The sequence below is a fragment of the Bacillus sp. FJAT-49711 genome, from assembly GCF_018343715.1.
Classification (GTDB): domain Bacteria; phylum Bacillota; class Bacilli; order Bacillales; family Bacillaceae_C; genus Lederbergia.
On the sequence record NZ_JAGYPL010000001.1, the window covers coordinates 349,736 to 366,680 of the forward strand.

The 16,945-nt window shown below is 37.2% G+C and carries 12 protein-coding genes, 1 other RNA gene and 1 other annotated feature; of the genes, 12 read left to right on the top strand and 1 reads right to left on the bottom strand.

Annotated elements, in window-relative coordinates; genetic code table 11:
* The 8 genes from secDF (at nt 1) to KHA96_RS01800 (ending at nt 10,624) form a co-directional block, all read left to right on the top strand.
* Nucleotides 1-2,268, top strand: a complete 2,268-nt coding sequence (secDF, locus tag KHA96_RS01765; protein WP_213127579.1) for a protein translocase subunit SecDF — start codon at nt 1-3, stop codon at nt 2,266-2,268.
* 198 nt (nt 2,269-2,466) lie between these two features.
* A complete protein-coding gene (locus KHA96_RS01770; protein ID WP_213127580.1) occupies nt 2,467-3,369 on the top strand; it encodes a cation diffusion facilitator family transporter in 903 nt (300 codons plus the stop codon).
* Nucleotides 3,370-3,415: 46 nt separating this feature from the next.
* The gene (gene recJ / locus KHA96_RS01775; RefSeq protein ID WP_213127581.1) at nt 3,416-5,761 is read left to right on the top strand and encodes a single-stranded-DNA-specific exonuclease RecJ; all 2,346 of its coding nucleotides are present in this window, start codon (nt 3,416-3,418) and stop codon (nt 5,759-5,761) included.
* Complete coding sequence (locus tag KHA96_RS01780; RefSeq protein ID WP_213127582.1) at nt 5,752-6,264, top strand: adenine phosphoribosyltransferase; 513 nt, start codon at nt 5,752-5,754, stop codon at nt 6,262-6,264. The genes recJ and KHA96_RS01780 overlap by 10 nt, the downstream gene beginning before the upstream one ends.
* Nucleotides 6,265-6,431: 167 nt before the next feature.
* The gene (locus tag KHA96_RS01785; RefSeq protein WP_213127583.1) at nt 6,432-8,621 is read left to right on the top strand and encodes a RelA/SpoT family protein; all 2,190 of its coding nucleotides are present in this window, start codon (nt 6,432-6,434) and stop codon (nt 8,619-8,621) included.
* A 17-nt stretch (nt 8,622-8,638) separates the two neighbouring features.
* Nucleotides 8,639-9,076: a D-aminoacyl-tRNA deacylase gene (gene dtd, locus KHA96_RS01790; RefSeq protein WP_213127584.1), complete on the top strand. Its 438-nt coding sequence runs from the start codon at nt 8,639-8,641 to the stop codon at nt 9,074-9,076.
* A 1,108-nt stretch (nt 9,077-10,184) separates the two neighbouring features.
* A complete protein-coding gene (locus KHA96_RS01795) occupies nt 10,185-10,430 on the top strand; it encodes an RNA polymerase sigma factor (protein WP_213127585.1) in 246 nt (81 codons plus the stop codon).
* A 5-nt stretch (nt 10,431-10,435) separates the two neighbouring features.
* Nucleotides 10,436-10,624 (top strand): hypothetical protein, encoded by a 189-nt coding sequence (locus KHA96_RS01800; RefSeq protein WP_213127586.1) that lies wholly within the window; start codon nt 10,436-10,438, stop codon nt 10,622-10,624.
* Nucleotides 10,625-11,075: 451 nt separating this feature from the next.
* On the opposite strand, the gene KHA96_RS01805 is transcribed toward KHA96_RS01800, so the two are convergent.
* Nucleotides 11,076-12,347: an N-acetylmuramoyl-L-alanine amidase family protein gene (locus tag KHA96_RS01805; protein WP_213127587.1), complete on the bottom strand. Its 1,272-nt coding sequence runs from the start codon at nt 12,345-12,347 to the stop codon at nt 11,076-11,078.
* Between the two features lie 314 nt (nt 12,348-12,661).
* Between KHA96_RS01805 and KHA96_RS01810 the strand changes: the two genes are divergently transcribed.
* The 4 genes from KHA96_RS01810 (at nt 12,662) to ssrS (ending at nt 16,744) form a co-directional block, all read left to right on the top strand.
* A complete protein-coding gene (locus tag KHA96_RS01810) occupies nt 12,662-12,838 on the top strand; it encodes a hypothetical protein (protein ID WP_213127588.1) in 177 nt (58 codons plus the stop codon).
* A gap of 87 nt (nt 12,839-12,925) precedes the next feature.
* Nucleotides 12,926-13,158: a binding site (T-box leader), on the top strand.
* Nucleotides 13,159-13,244: 86 nt separating this feature from the next.
* Nucleotides 13,245-14,516, top strand: coding sequence for a histidine--tRNA ligase (gene hisS / locus KHA96_RS01815; RefSeq protein WP_213127589.1), 1,272 nt, complete (start codon nt 13,245-13,247; stop codon nt 14,514-14,516).
* A gap of 12 nt (nt 14,517-14,528) precedes the next feature.
* The gene (gene aspS, locus KHA96_RS01820; protein WP_213127590.1) at nt 14,529-16,310 is read left to right on the top strand and encodes an aspartate--tRNA ligase; all 1,782 of its coding nucleotides are present in this window, start codon (nt 14,529-14,531) and stop codon (nt 16,308-16,310) included.
* Nucleotides 16,311-16,555: 245 nt separating this feature from the next.
* A non-coding RNA gene (gene ssrS / locus KHA96_RS01825) (6S RNA) lies at nt 16,556-16,744 on the top strand.
* Nucleotides 16,745-16,945: the final 201 nt, after the last annotated feature.

Here is a 16,945-nt window from a genome sequence, read left to right on the forward strand (position 1 = left end):
ATGGTTAAACGAAGCAGAATTGTCGCATTTTTTCTTATTATCATTTTAATGGCAAGTTTAATAGGGACCACATCAAACCCTATTATAAAAAAAGTTAAGCTAGGGCTTGATCTACAAGGTGGTTTTGAAGTCCTATATGATGTTAAAGCGGTAGACAAAAATCAAAAAATCGATAGGGAAACTCTTGTACATACAACACAAGCGCTTAATAATCGAATCAATGTCATCGGTGTAAGTGAACCTAATATTCAAATCGAAGGTACAAATCGCATAAGAGTACAGTTGCCTGGTGTAGAGGATCAAAATCAAGCACGTGAAACCCTCGGAACGACAGCAACTTTATCCTTCCGTGATGTTAATGACAATGTCATGCTATCTGGTACGGATCTAAAAGAAGGCGGTGCCAAAGCTACAATTTCTTCAAGAAATAATCAACCGATTGTTTCAGTCGAATTAAAAGATAGAAAAAAATTCAGAGATGTTACGAAGAAAATAGTTGAAATGGCACCGAATAACCAGCTTGTCATTTGGCTCGACTTTGAGGAAGGAGTCGACTCCTACAAGTCCGCAGTAGCTAATGGCAATCCAAAAATGCTTTCAAATCCGAATGTCAATGAAGTTTTTAATACAACAGAAGTTACAATCGAGGGGAATTTTACACAAAAAGAAGCGGAGAATTTGGCCAATCTATTAAATGCTGGAGCTCTGCCTGTTAAGTTAACTGAAGTTTATTCCACCTCTGTGGGAGCACAGTTTGGGGAAGAAGCACTGAATAAAACAGTTGAAGCTGGAATTTTAGGAATTGCTATTATTTTCCTTTTCATGCTTGTTTATTATCGTTTCCCAGGCGTTATTGCAACAATTACACTTTCGATTTACATTTACTTAATCCTGCTTATTTTTGAATTGATGAATGGTGTATTGACTCTGCCAGGTATTGCCGCTTTAATTCTCGGTGTTGGTATGGCAGTCGATGCAAATATATTAACATATGAGCGAATAAAGGAAGAAATAAAAGTTGGAAGATCGATAAAGTCTGCTTTTGAGGCAGGGAACAAATCATCGTTTGTCGCCATTTTGGACGCAAACATTACTACATTGCTTGCCGGAGCTGTTTTATTCTATTTTGGGACTAGCTCTGTTAAAGGATTTGCAACAATGCTCATCATCAGTATATTAATGAGCTTTTTAACTGCCGTTTATGGATCGAGACTTTTGCTTGGACTATGGATAAACAGCCGTTTCTTAAAGGATAAGCCCGGCTGGTTCGGAATAAAACAATCGCAAATCTATGCATTATCAGATAACAAGACGACACACGATTTGCCGACACGCTTTGATAAGTTTGATTTTGTTAAGCATCGGAAAAAGTTCTATGTCTTTTCTGCTATATTACTTTTAAGTGGCGCCGTCATTCTCGGTATTTTTAGATTGAATTTAGGAATTGACTTTTCCAGCGGTACACGTGTCGATATTAACGCAGGTAAGACGTTAACAACAGAAGAAATGAAATCTGAACTTAGCGAAATAGGTTTCCCTACTAATGATATCGTCCTTTCAGGTGCAAATAGTGAAATAGGTGTTGCGAGGTATAAAGGCGTTTTTAGCAAAACAGATATTGCGAAATTGAAAACTCACTTTGAGGAGAAATACGGTGCGGAACCTAATGTAAGTACTGTTTCGTCAACGGTTGGAAAGGAACTAATCAAGAATGCGATTAAAGCTCTTTTAGTCGCTGCTTTAGGGATTATCATTTATGTTTCTTTCAGATTTGAATATGCGATGGGGCTCACTTCCGTTCTTGGGCTCGTACATGACGCATTTTTTATTGTCGCGTTCTTTAGTTTAACGCGGCTTGAAGTAGACTTGACTTTCATCGCTGCGATATTAACCATTGTTGGTTATTCGATAAATGACACAATTGTGACATTTGACCGAATTCGCGAAAATATGACGGCTAAAAAACGTTTAAAAACAGAACAAGATATTGCGGATGTTGTCAATCAAGGTTTGCGCCAAACATTGACACGCTCCATCAACACTGTACTGACAGTTATTATTACGGTCGTTGCTTTACTAATATTAGGAAGTGAATCGATCCGGAATTTTTCCGTCGCCTTACTTGTAGGGCTTCTTGCTGGAACGTATTCATCAATCTTCATTTCCGCACAATTATGGTATGATATGAAAGTAAGAGAACTTAAGAAAAACGGACCGATTAGTACTGTTAAAGAAAAGAAGAAATGGTCTGATGAGCCTCAAGTATAAAGAAACGAACTAGATTTGACTAGTTAAAACCGCAGAAGATTCTGCGGTTTTTTTTGACAACAAAGTAGAATACTACTTTTATGCATAAGCAATTTTCTTAATGTTTATTGTTTATTTAAAAATGCCTTCCTGATAAGGAGGGTTAGTGGTTCTTAATAAGATGGTAGCTCATGCACATAAAGAAAAAAGGAGTAAGCAATGAATCAGGATGATCGTTTTAGACAAGCAGAATTTGCCGCATGTTTAGGGATTATTGTTAATATCATCTTAACAGTTGTAAAAGGATTCATAGGTTTAAAAGCAAATAGTAAAGCATTAATCGCAGACGCTGCCCATTCCGCATCAGATATAGCTGGATCGCTAGCTGTTTATATTGGCCTTAGAGCTGCAAAGCGACCACCCGATAAAGATCATCCATACGGGCATGGAAAAGCCGAATCTATTGCTGCCATCATTGTGGCTGTCATTCTATTCTTAGCAGGAATACAAATTGGAAAGTCCTCCATTTCTGCCTTATTTACTACTGTTGCAGTACCCGGGAGTATAGCAATATATGCTGTTATTTTTTCAATCATTGTGAAAGAGGCACTTTTCCAATATAAATATCGATTAGGAAAAAAATTAAAAAGTGATGCATTAATTGTAAATGCTTTTGAGCATAGGTCGGATGTCTATTCTTCAATCGCTGCACTCATAGGAATTGGAGCGTCAATTCTGGGGGGAAAGTTCGATATTCATTGGCTGGAATATGGAGATCCAGTTGCGGGCGTTGTAGTTTCCGTACTTGTATTAAAAATGGCATGGAAGCTAGGAGCTGATTCCATTCATAACACACTAGACCATGTTCTCCATGAAGAAGATACAACTGTTTTTAGACATTTAGTAGCATCTGTACCGGAAGTAAGAGAAATTGGAGAACTTCATGCAAGAGAGCATGGATATTATGTTATTATTGATCTGAAAATATCAGTTGATCCTTACATTACCGTAAAAGAAGGACATGAAATTGGTAAAAAAGTAAAATTGAAACTAATGGAACATCCAGATGTTCATAATGTTTTTATTCATATTAATCCTGATCATTCGGATGAAAAAAAATGATATAAGTTTTATACTTTATGTTATGTTAGTTTAGAGAGGTGAACCAATGTTATATCCTAAAACGAGGTGGGTTGTTCAAACTGCGAATGATCAAACCGTAAAAGAGCTTGCACAGCAATTAAATATTCATTTACTTTTGTCCTCTATGTTAGTCAATCGAGGAATAAACGACGTTAACGAAGCTAGAGAATTTTTAAATACGGAAATTGGAGAATTTCATAATCCTTTTTTATTTCCTAATATGGATAAAAGTGTCGATAGAATTAAAAAGGCGATTGAAAGAAACGAACCGATATTAATTTTTGGTGATTATGATGCCGATGGTGTGACAAGTACTACAGTAATGATGGATATTCTTACAAAAATGAATGCCAATGTTACATATTATATACCTAATCGTTTTACAGAAGGATATGGGCCAAATGAAAATGCATTTAGAGAGGCTCATAGTAAAGGTATAAAATTAATTATTACGGTAGATACAGGAATATCAGCCGTTAATGAAGTAAATCTGGCAAATGAACTTGGTATCGATGTGATTATTACAGATCACCATGAGCCTGGAGAGATTCTTCCTGAAGCATTTGCGATTATTCATCCAAAATTGCCCCATACAAATTACCCTTTTTCAGAACTTGCAGGTGTTGGTGTTGCATTTAAACTTGCCCACGCTTTAAATGGAGAAATGCCTGAAGAATTACTTGATTTAGTTGCCATTGGTACAATTGCTGATCTCGTACCATTACATGGAGAAAATCGTCTTCTTGTAATTGCCGGTTTGAAGAAATTGACCCATACGAAGCGTCTTGGTCTTCAAGCATTATGTAAAATGTCCGGAACAAAACTATCGGAAATTAATGAAGAGACGGTTGGGTTTGCCATTGGTCCTAGGTTGAATGCAGCGGGTCGAATGAATCATGCGGCGCCGGCTGCAGAATTATTAATGACCAATGATGTTAAAGTTGCTGAGCAGCTTGCTGAAGAAATAGATCTTATGAATAAAGAACGGCAACAATATGTAACTGAAATAACGAATGAAGCAGTTTCAATGGTCGAAAGTGATTTTCCACCTAATGAAAATAATGTGATTGTTATCGGAAAAGAGGGGTGGAGTGCAGGTGTAATTGGAATTGTAGCCTCTAGATTAGTAGATCGTTTTTATCGACCTGCTATTGTTTTGAGCTACGATAAAACAACAGGACTTGCTAAAGGTTCTGCCCGGAGTATTCAAGGTTTTGACTTATATAAAAATCTATCAGCCGTATCTCATTTACTCCCTCATTTTGGCGGACATCCAATGGCAGCTGGAATGACATTAAAAATTGAAGATGTTGATCTTTTACGCAAAGAGCTAAACGAGGCTTGTGGAAATCAACTGACAGCTGAGGACTTTATTCCTGTAACAGAATTGGATGCAGCTCTTGAAATTGATGAAGTAAATGTAGAGGCGATTGGACAACTAGGGTTGTTAGCTCCTTTTGGCATGGGGAATCCAAAACCTAAAGTTATGATCCAAAGCACATCGGCAGCAGGAGTAAGAAAAATAGGAGCAAATAAAACCCATTTAAAACTGACTTTAGAAAAGTCAGGTCATACACTTGATGGGGTTGGATTTAATATTGGTCATTTAGCTGATGAGATATCATCTGATGCAAAAGTCTCTGTTTTAGGTGAACTTTCCATCAATGAGTGGAATAATATGAGAAAACCGCAAATCATTATGAAGGATTTGGCAATTCGCGAATGGCAGCTTTTTGATGTTCGCGGTAATAAGCAAATAGATCTAGATGATTCGACGAAGATGTTGATTATTTTTTCAGAGAAGTATTTGAAACAATTTGAGCATAGAAATAATCTTGTTATCGTAAGAAACAAGGAGGATGCAAAAGAAGTCGATATAAATGGAAAACATATTGTCCTTTATGATATGCCACAAGACATTGACATGCTAGACAAGCTTATTAGAGGTAAGTCTCCTGAACGTATATATGCGCATTTATATCATGATCATACGCAGTTTTTTTCAATAATACCTACAAGAGACCATTTCAAGTGGTATTACGCCTTTCTGTTAAAAAGACAAAGTTTTGATTTGAACAAATTTGGAGAAGATCTTGCAAAATATCGAGGTTGGTCGATAGAAACAGTTAAATTTATGTCGGAAGTGTTTTTTGAATTAAATTTTGTTACAATAAAGGATGGATTCATTTCAATCAATCCAGATAAGCAGAAAAAAGATCTAGCGGATTCAGAGATATATCGGAAAAAACAAGAGCAGATTAGTATGGAAAAATTATTGTTATTTTCATCGAATAAGGATTTGAAGTCTTGGTTCGATGAAAGGTTGGCACATACTGTGTCTTATGAGGAGGAAACAAAAGCATGGACTTGAAACAATTTATTACGATCGTTCCTGATTGGCCTAAGGAAGGGATCATATTTAAGGATATTACAACATTGATGGATCATGGTGAGGCATATCACTATGCAACCGATCAAATAGTCGAGTACGCAAAGGAAAAGAAAATCGATATCGTTGTGGGCCCCGAAGCGAGAGGTTTTATCATTGGATGTCCGGTAGCATATGCATTGGGCCTTGGGTTTGCACCTGTTCGTAAAGAAGGAAAGCTTCCTCGTGAAACAATCAAAGCAGATTACGGGAAGGAATATGGGAAAGATGCACTCACGATACATAAGGATGCAATTAAACCTGGGCAGAGAGTGCTTATAACAGATGATTTATTGGCAACTGGCGGCACCATTCAAGCTACGATTGAACTTGTTGAAAAACTAGGTGGTGTAGTTGCAGGAATTGCATTTCTTATTGAGCTATCATATTTAAATGGTAGAGAAAATTTGGATGGCTATGACATCCTTTCATTAATGACATTCTAATCTTCTTTGGCTGTCCCAAAAAATAGTAGAAAGGGACAGCCTTACTATTTTATTGATGCTGTCAAATCATCAGTTTTTCTAAATTTTATTGTCAAAACCTTTACAAGTGTGTCTCTTTTCTCGATAATAGGTATCATATATTCAATTTTCATAAAAAGGTGATCCTCATGGCTAAAGATGAAAAAATACTAGCGGAAGAAGTGATAAATCGAACAAGTAAATACTTAAATGCTGAAAATGTTGCATTAGTGCAAAAAGCATATGAGTTTGCTAGCGCTGCACATAAAGATCAATTTCGTAAATCAGGGGAGCCTTATATCATCCACCCTATCCAAGTAGCCGGTATACTAGCTGATTTAGAAATGGATCCGGCAACATTGATAGGCGGCTTTCTCCATGATGTAGTCGAAGATACATCAGTGACTATTTCCGAAATAAAAACGGAATTTGGCAAGGAAGTAGCGATGCTTGTCGATGGTGTTACAAAACTAGGTAAGATAAAATATAAATCTCATCAGGAACAACAAGCGGAGAATCATCGAAAAATGTTTATCGCTATGGCACAAGATATTAGGGTCATTTTGATAAAATTAGCGGATAGACTTCATAATATGCGCACCCTTAAACATTTACCGCCTGAAAAGCAAAGAAGGATAGCGAATGAAACATTAGAAATCTTCGCTCCATTAGCGCATCGGCTTGGGATTTCAAAAATCAAATGGGAACTTGAAGATACTGCTCTCCGTTATTTAAATCCACAGCAGTATTATCGGATTGTCAATTTAATGAAAAGAAAAAGGGAAGAGCGGGAGCAATATCTTGAAGATGTCATGTCCGAAGTGAAGGATCGCTTAAATGAAATGGAAATAAAAGCAGAAGTTTACGGAAGACCGAAGCATATTTATTCCATTTATCGAAAAATGGTTCTTCAGCATAAGCAATTTAATGAAATATATGATTTACTTGCGGTTAGGATCATTGTTAATAGTATAAAAGATTGTTATGCAGTGCTCGGAATTATTCATACTTGCTGGAAGCCAATGCCCGGACGCTTTAAAGATTATATCGCGATGCCGAAACCAAACATGTATCAATCTCTTCACACCACTGTCATTGGACCGAAAGGGGACCCTTTGGAGGTTCAAATTAGGACGATGGAAATGCATCGTATTTCCGAATTTGGGGTTGCCGCACATTGGGCATATAAAGAAGGAAAGAGCATGACACCTCAAGCATCCTTCGAGAAAAAGCTTTCGTGGTTTAGGGAAATACTAGAGTTCCAAAATGAATCAGAGAATGCTGAAGAATTTATGGAATCATTAAAAATAGATCTTTTTTCCGACATGGTGTTCGTGTTTACGCCTAAAGGCGATGTGATTGAGCTGCCAGCGGGATCGGTTCCGATTGATTTTGCCTATCGCATTCACTCAGAAATTGGAAATAAGACTATTGGCGCTAAAATAAACGGAAAAATCGTTACATTAGACTATAAATTAAAAACAGGGGATATTATTGAAATCCTCACGTCCAAGCATTCTTACGGACCTAGTCAAGATTGGCTGAAACTAGCACAAACTTCACAAGCTAAAAATAAAATTCGACAATTTTTTAAGCGACAGCGTAAAGAGGAGAATATCCTTAAAGGTAGAGAACTCGTTGAAAAAGAAATTAAAGATATGGATTTTGACTTGAAAAAGGTTATGTCTGCTGAAAACTTGAAAAAAGTTGCGGACAAATTTAATTTCGGAAATGAAGACGATATGTTTGCAAGTGTCGGATATAATGGCATTTCAGCATTACAAGTTGCAAATCGTCTTACTGAAAAATTAAGAAAACAACGAGATCAGGAAGAAGCAGAGAAAGAAATTACCGCAGAAGTAAAAACCGATCCAGCTCCGAAACGTCATGATGCGGGTGTAACAGTAGAAGGTGCTGATAATTTACTCATTCGTTTATCAAGATGCTGCAATCCTGTGCCTGGGGATGAGATCATCGGATTTGTTACAAAAGGTCGAGGAGTTTCCGTTCATAGAGCAGATTGTCCAAATATTGATGCAAGTGAAATGGAAAACCGATTAATTTCTGTAGAATGGGAATCGGATACGGCAAATCGCAAAGAATATAATGTTGATATTGAAATATCAGGCTTTGATCGCCGTGGTCTCTTAAATGAAGTTCTTCAAACCGTTAGTGGAACAAAAACAAATATTACCGCGGTAACTGGAAGATCTGATAGAAATAAAATGGCAACAATCATGATGTCGATTTCCATCCAAAATATCGGTCATCTTCATAAGGTTGTAGACAAAATTAAGCAAATTCCAGATATATATGCCGTTAGACGTATTATGAATTAAGGGAGTTTTAATGATTAATGAGAGTAGTATTGCAAAGATGCAAAGAGGCAAGCGTAACAGTAGAAGGAAATATTACAGGTTCTATTGATCGTGGTTTTGTTTTATTAGTCGGTATGACCCATGAGGATTCTGAGCGAGAATGTGAATGGCTTGCGGATAAGATTGTCAATTTACGAATTTTTGAGGATGAGGCGGGAAAAATGAATCGCTCCTTGCTTGATACGGAAGGGGCAATTTTATCCATTTCCCAATTTACTCTATATGGGGATTGCAGCAAAGGGAGAAGGCCAAACTTCATGGATGCCGCAAAACCTGATCATGCTGAAGTGTTATATCATCATTTTAATCAGTTATTGAAAGAAAAAGGAATCCAAGTAGAAACGGGTATTTTTGGAGCAATGATGGATGTTAAATTGATTAATGATGGGCCAGTTACACTTGTTTTAGAAAGGTAAATATATAAGGCAAGTGGGGAAGGTTCCTTTAACATGGCTGTTGATTTTCGCTCCAGGCGGCTTCGCTTTCAGCGGGCGGGTACGGGGAGCCTCCTCGGCGCAAGCGCCTGTGGGGTCTTCTCTGTTCCGTACTCCCGCGACGGACAAAGATGTCCTAGTGCCGTGTCGGCGTTGGCCACAGGACGTGGCCGTCTTTAGTCGACCAGGAGTCTTCGCCGCCTTCCGCTCCAATCAACAGGTTCTAAAATAAAGCTACATTTTAAAAAAGGTATAATTCCTCAATAAGTGGATTATACCTTTTTGCTGAATTATTTCAGTCTTATTTTCAATAGGAGGATACGGTGTTGCATTGGCCTGGAACTATAAGGTGTCAGGATATTTTTATTGTAAATCCTTGAATTTACTTTTACTTCTGTATAAATAACTCCTTGTGAAATGACTGAAATTTGAAATAACCATTACAATTGATAGGTGAGAGTGGTGAAATAAAAGTACGTTATAATATATTCACATATAACTTGGAAGGGAGTGGTAAATTTGAAAAAATATCTTGTGTTTATAATAAGTTTTGTATTACTTTACTTGGTATTTCAAATATTTTCGGGTGTAATCATAAATGCACTTTATACACCAGATTTTTCCACAAAAGAAGGGACTTTTAGTCAAGAAGTATCGTTTGGTAAGACCCATTCAATGTTACTACTTATAACATTGGTTATTGCTACTTTTTCCTATATTTTCTCTCAAAGACTATTTAAAACCAATAAAAATTCGAATTAATGAAAAGGAATAACCTAAGCAATTGATAATTCACTTTTCTTAATCAATTAATGTGTGCGTTGATCCTAGATGAAGGATGAACGCTTTTTATAGTTTCTTCTACGAAGTAATAAATAAACATTTGCTAGTTAAAAATAAAGTCCCTAATCCGATCTTGTTTTGGAAAAAAAAGTTTTCGAATTCGGAGCTATTTCATGCTTTCTTTTTAAAGTGAAATTTCTTAAGTATAAACATGTAATTAACACAGCAGCTTGTTTTTTATTTTTGCAAAATACTAAAACCTTTTGATCGCTTTAATCGTGTTACAAATGAGAGGATGTGAAAAGCGATGATGAAGAGATCCGTGTTACATGCGGATTTGAATAATACCGATGATATATCATCAAATCATATGAACAGTCATATTACCGAAGTATACGATCGTCATGTTGAAATTGTTTATCGAGTATGTTTTTCGATTTTGGGCAACAAGCAGGAGGCTGAGGATGCTGTGCAAACGGTATTTATGAAATTTATGGAAAGTGGGCAGCGGCGGATGATTTTGCTCATTTCCTTGGTGAGGACATCAAAATAGATGATTTGAGTGAAGAAGAAAAGGCAAGAATCGCTGCTGGAAACGAATCTGGCATAGGACCCATTCAACTAGATGATTACCCTGAGCAACTAAGAGAAGACAAGATTACCATAACTATTCCAAATAGAGATGGAAAGAAAGTAACGAAAGTAATTAGTGTAAATGTCAGTAATAATGAACTAAACAAAAAGTAGTGATAGCCATTTTGTTAGACGAATAACATAAAAATAGTTCTTTTAGTACGTTAGTATTCTAGGTAATTGATGTATAATTTTCTTATTTTATACCCTTAAGAATTGAAAAAGACGACTTAAAATTCACATATATGAAATTTAAGTCGTTTTGATTTGCAATAAACAATCTTTTAAAAAACTTCTCATTGCCTTTGAAAGGATGGTTCTTTTCTCTATTAAAAAGCACACAATTGATTTTGGCACAATGTAGATTGTAGCGGAAGATGTGAGACTCCTGTGGGAGTACGGGACAGGGGAGACCCCACAGGCCACAGGTGCTTTGCGCCGAGGAGGCTCCCCGTACCGCCCGCGGAAAGCGAACACCTGCAGTGGAAATCAACAGTCTAGGTAGTAAAGAGAAAAGAAGCTATCTAAAGAGTCAATGACTGCGACTTTTAGACAGCTCCCTTATTTAGTTGCCTGAAAAATATTCAACAAGTCCTTTTTCAATGGCAGTAGTAATTTTATCCATGTACGTATTTGTTTTTATGATTTCCTCTTCGGCAGGATTGCTTAAGTACCCTAACTCAAGTAATAGAGACGGTTGCTGATTTTCTCTAAGTACATAATAGTCGCCATATCGAACTCCCCGGTCTGAAATATTGATGGCATTTGATATATGATTATGTACAGTATCCGCTAATTTCATTTCGCTGTCGTAATAATAATAAGTTGTATGGCCATGGACAGTACTGTCTTCTATACTATCAAAGTGCAGGCTAATGAAGACGTCAGCATTTTCGATATATGCAAGTTCTGCACGGTCTTGCAAACTTACGTAATCATCGGAAGATCGAGTTAATACAACATTAAAGCCGGCAGTTGTTAATTTTTCACTAAGTAGAAGTGACGCATTCATCGTCAAACCCTTTTCCAGTGTTCCATTTGCCCCTGCAGCCCCTTCATCACGCCCTCCGTGCCCTGGGTCTATAACAATGGTTTTTGAATTTGCTTTCGTTTTTGCAGGAACTTTATTCGTTTTTGAGACAATCCAGCTCGCAATATAACCTTTTTTTCCTGAATCAAACTCAATCTTTATCCAATCTCCGTCTTTTTCCAAAACCCTATAAACATCTTTTGAAGATGCCTGTCCAATAATCCCCGATTTTAAGGTCGGTTTTTTTCTAATATTCGTACCATCATATAATGGGCTAATATAATGTTTTTCTTGACCGGAAATATTATTACTCGCTGGTTGATTAGGTGCGATTGTTTCAATATAAGCACTGCTTACCCAAGCGGGACCAGATGAAAATTCTATTTCATACCAATCCTCTTTATGATCCAAGATAACAACATCATCACCCATTTGGAGGTTCCCTATTACTGAACCAGAAAGATTTGGCTCTGATCTGATATTTAAATGATCAGCAGTGACCATTCCTGCATTTATGTTTGAAGTAGACTTTTGCTCCTGGGCTAACCAATTTGCAACCCAGCCTTTTTTCCCAGATGGAAGCTTAATTTCATACCAACCATCTTTTTCATTTTTTATTTCATATGTTTCTCCTTTTCGGATTTGGGTAATGATTGTATAAGTTGTTCCTGGCTTTTCTCTAACATTCACTATATCTTCAGTAACAACAATTGTATCTGATTCCGCAAAAATAACAGGAGAAAATCGTACAAAAAGTATAATAAGAAAGAATGGAATGATAATAAAAAAGAATAGTTTTTTCCCCAAAAAATGAAACCGCCTTTCTCACTGACCTAATTATCAATTTTACCAACTTTTATATATTCTAATCAAATTTTATATTCGATGAAAAGCATAAAAATCCTTTTAAGTTTTTTAAAATGGGCAATACTAATCAGAAAAGCTGCTTTACTTGCGGCTGTTGATGCTGGGCGAATGGATATTAGCTACTCAAGCTGGAAAGAGAAGAAATTCACTGCTAGATAGGGGTTGGAGCTATACAGAATAAGTCTAAAATTATAAATTTAGACTTAAAAAACTTATCCTTTTTTACTAACTAAAAATGATTAGGAGGCACCAAGTTGAGAGCAAATGATCAAAATCGTATAGCTTCCTTCAGTACATCCCAACTTTTTTCGTTGAATTTTAAACATAGTATTGAAAAAGAGAATTATATGATTATGGAGGAGCCTATCTCAGAATACGGACTTTCATTGGCGGATATTAAAGGATTTAAAAAAAGAATGGGTAGGTCTTAAAGACGAAATTGAAATAAAACAATTATGGTATGTATTGACAAAGTTTTACGATATTCGTATGATAAATGAATAATTATCAACATAACTATAATGGCCCATGAGGGAAAAAGTAATTGAGATCCGTATGGAAAGAGAGGAAATGCCATGGCTGGGAGCATTTCTCCAATTCGACTCAATGAAGCACATTCCTTAGGCTTCTATTTCGAAAAGGCGCAACTTAGTAGGAATGGACGTATTCAGGCGATAACTGTTTGAGTGGGAGCTGTTTTTTACGGCTTCAAAAAGGGTGGCACCGCGGGAATTAACCTCTCGTCCCTTGTTTTTCGAAACAAGAGACGAGAGGTTTTTTTAATGGAAAGAACCTTATTAGCTGTGATAAGACATGTTAAAAAAGGAGGAACGTAGTATGACCATACAAATACCGAGAGGGACGCAAGACATCCTTCCTGGAGTGGTTGAAAAGTGGCAATTCATTGAAGAAAAAGCGAAAGACATTTGCAAAAAATATCAATATCGAGAAATCCGAACTCCTATTTTTGAAAATACAGAACTTTTTTTACGCGGAGTGGGGGATACAACCGACATTGTTCAAAAGGAAATGTACTCCTTTCATGATCGCGGCGGTAGAAATATAACCCTTAGGCCGGAAGGAACCGCATCAGTCGTTCGCTCTTTTGCTGAAAATAAAATGTTTGGAAACCCTACACAACCTGTAAAGCTCTATTATTTAGGGCCGATGTTTCGTTACGAGCGTCCTCAGGCGGGCAGATACCGTCAATTTGTTCAGTTTGGTGTAGAAGCATTGGGAAGTATGGATCCGGCTATCGATGCCGAAGTCATTTCTCTTGCAATGGATGTTTACAAATCACTTGGTTTAAAGAGGCTGCGTCTTGTCATTAATAGTCTTGGGGACAATGAGAGCAGGAATGCACACCGAACGGCCCTGATCAACCATTTTCAACCAAGAATAGATGAATTTTGTGGAGATTGCCAAAAGCGACTCGAAAAAAATCCATTAAGAATTCTTGACTGTAAGAAAGACCGTGAACATGAGTTAATGAAATCTGCTCCTTCAATTCTAGAATTTCTAAATGAAGATTCGAAGAAATACTTTGAGAAAGTAAGACAATACTTGTCAGAAATGGACATTGATTTTATTGTGGATCCAACTCTTGTTAGAGGTTTGGATTACTATAATCACACAGCATTTGAAATAATGAGTGAAGCGGAAGGCTTTGGTGCGATTACGACACTTTGTGGCGGAGGAAGATATAACGGACTTGTAGAGGAGATGGGTGGTCCTGATACGCCCGGAATCGGTTTCGCATTAAGTATGGAAAGATTGATTAGTGCTTTGGAGGCAGAAGGTATCAATATTGATTCCAAGTATTCAGCGGACTGCTATATTATAGTACTTGGAGATGAGGCAAGAGATTACTCTGTCTCATTATTGCAAAAGTTACGTCAAGCAGGATTTTCTGCTGATCGTGATTATTTAAATCGAAAAGTAAAAGCGCAATTTAAAGCTGCTGAGCGTCTAGGAGCTAAATTCGCGATTATTTTAGGCGATGAAGAATTGCAAACTGGTAAAATAACTGTAAAAAACTTAGATAATGGTGAACAAAGTGAATTGCCGTTAGATAATTTTATAGACGAATTTAGTAAGCAATGCCGATGAGGAGGATATTGTATGTTTGGTAGAACACATTATTGCGGTGAGATTACCGAAAAGTCAATTGGGGAGTCAGTTATTTTAAAAGGATGGGTACAAAGACGTCGTGATTTGGGAGGTTTGATATTTATCGACCTTCGTGACAGAACAGGAATTGTACAAATTGTCTTTAATCCTGAAATTTCTAGGCAAGCTTTGGAAATTGCCGAAAAAGTACGAAACGAATATGTGGTCGACGTTCGTGGTACTGTCGTGGCAAGAAATGTAGGGACGATAAATGATAATTTAAAAACAGGTAAAATAGAAATCGTCGTTACAGAAGTGAATATTATTAACGAGGCGAAGACTCCTCCATTTATGATTGAAAATAATACTGAGGCTGCAGAAGACATTCGCTTGAAATATAGATATTTGGATCTTCGAAGAACGGAAATGTACGATGTTTTTAAAATGCGTTCTACTGTTACGAGAACGATTCGTAATTTTTTAGATGAAGAGGGCTATCTTGATATTGAAACGCCAATTCTTACGAAAAGTACTCCAGAAGGGGCGAGAGATTATTTAGTTCCTAGCAGAGTTCATCCTGGTGAATTTTTTGCTTTGCCGCAATCACCGCAAATATTTAAGCAACTCTTAATGGTTAGTGGTTTTGATAAATATTATCAGATTGCCAGATGTTTTCGTGATGAGGATTTACGGGCAGACCGCCAGCCAGAGTTTACTCAAATTGATATTGAAGTAAGCTTCATGAGTCAAGAAGATATTAGAGAAATGGTTGAGCGGATGATGAAGCAAGTCATGTTCGCGACGAAAGAGCTTGAAATTGAAACTCCTTTCCCTATCATGCCATATGATGAGGCAATGGAAAAATACGGATCGGATAAACCAGATACTCGATTTGGAATGGAACTACAAGATATTTCAAAGTTAGTCGAAAACTCAAGTTTTAAAGTATTCTCAAATGCGATTACTTCAGGCGGACAGGTGAAAGCTCTCGTCGTAAAGCAAAGTGCAGATCAATACTCTAGAAAAGATATTGACGGTTTAGGTGAGTTTGCCGCCCGGTACGGCGCTAAAGGTCTTGCTTGGCTCAAAGTCGATGCTGACGGGTTAAAAGGGCCGATTGCAAAATTCTTTGCAGATGCAGAACAAACAGAGCTCTGTGAATTCCTTTCAGCTGAACAAGGTGACTTAATACTGTTTGCTGCTGATTCAAAAAAGATAGTTGCAGACTCATTAGGTGCATTACGTTTGAAACTCGGCAAAGATTTAGGGTTGATTGATGAAAATAAGTATAATTTCCTTTGGGTTACGGAATGGCCGCTGCTGGAATACGATGAAGAAGAAAATCGCTATTATGCTGCACATCATCCATTTACGATGCCTGCACGAGAAGATTTGGATAAGCTGGAATCAGACCCAAGTGATGTTAAAGCACAAGCATATGACCTTGTGTTAAATGGATATGAATTAGGTGGAGGCTCACTGCGAATTTTTGAAAGAGAAGTACAAGAAAAGATGTTTAAAGTACTTGGATTTTCCATGGAAGAAGCGAAGAGGCAGTTCGGATTTTTACTTGAAGCCTTTGAATATGGAACCCCTCCACATGGTGGGATTGCATTAGGTCTAGATCGAATGGTCATGCTTTTAGCCGGAAGAAATAGTCTTCGTGATACGATTGCTTTCCCTAAAACAGCAAGTGCAAGTGATTTGTTAATGAAGGCGCCAGATGAAGTAAGCGAAGCTCAATTAAAAGAATTGCAGCTTCGTGTAGATGTCAAGCCTGAAAAGGTTTTGTAACGAAGAAATTACTTTTCATTGTCTAGCTACAGCGCCTATCGAAAGGCAAACTTCCTGCCCTTTTCCCTTACGATAAGTCAACATCGGCTCGTTCCTCGCCGTGTCTCCTTAATCTCGGTAGAAGGTCCTAAAGTTTGTACGCCGATGAGCATTGCGCTTACGCTTTTCTTTGAAATTAGTGAAATATTCCCATGTATTTACGTTTGAAAAAAGCTTTTTCCTATGTTAGTATTTAATCAACAAGAAAAGTCCTGATGTGTTCGTCTATACACCTTTTCGTTTTGACCGACATCTCATACCTACGGGAGTTTGGAGTTTCCAGACTGAATGCAAGCCTCTGCGAGAGGACACATAAAGCCTGGAGCAGGACACCCACCTGCCAAGAGCGGGTTCAAAACAAAGGATTTTTAACAGACGGCATAATTGGGACTTTTTCCTATTTCCAACGAAACAGCCTTTATTTGAAGGTTGTTTTTTTATTTCCGGTTTATTTGAACTCCTAAGAATAGACTAATTTTTTTATGTAAGTAAAAGGTCCTTAGATAGGCTCTTTGTTTTTGTAAGTTGATAAATAATATTTTTTCATTTATTCTAATTCAGTATAGAAAAGATTGAACATACTTGGAGCTGATAAA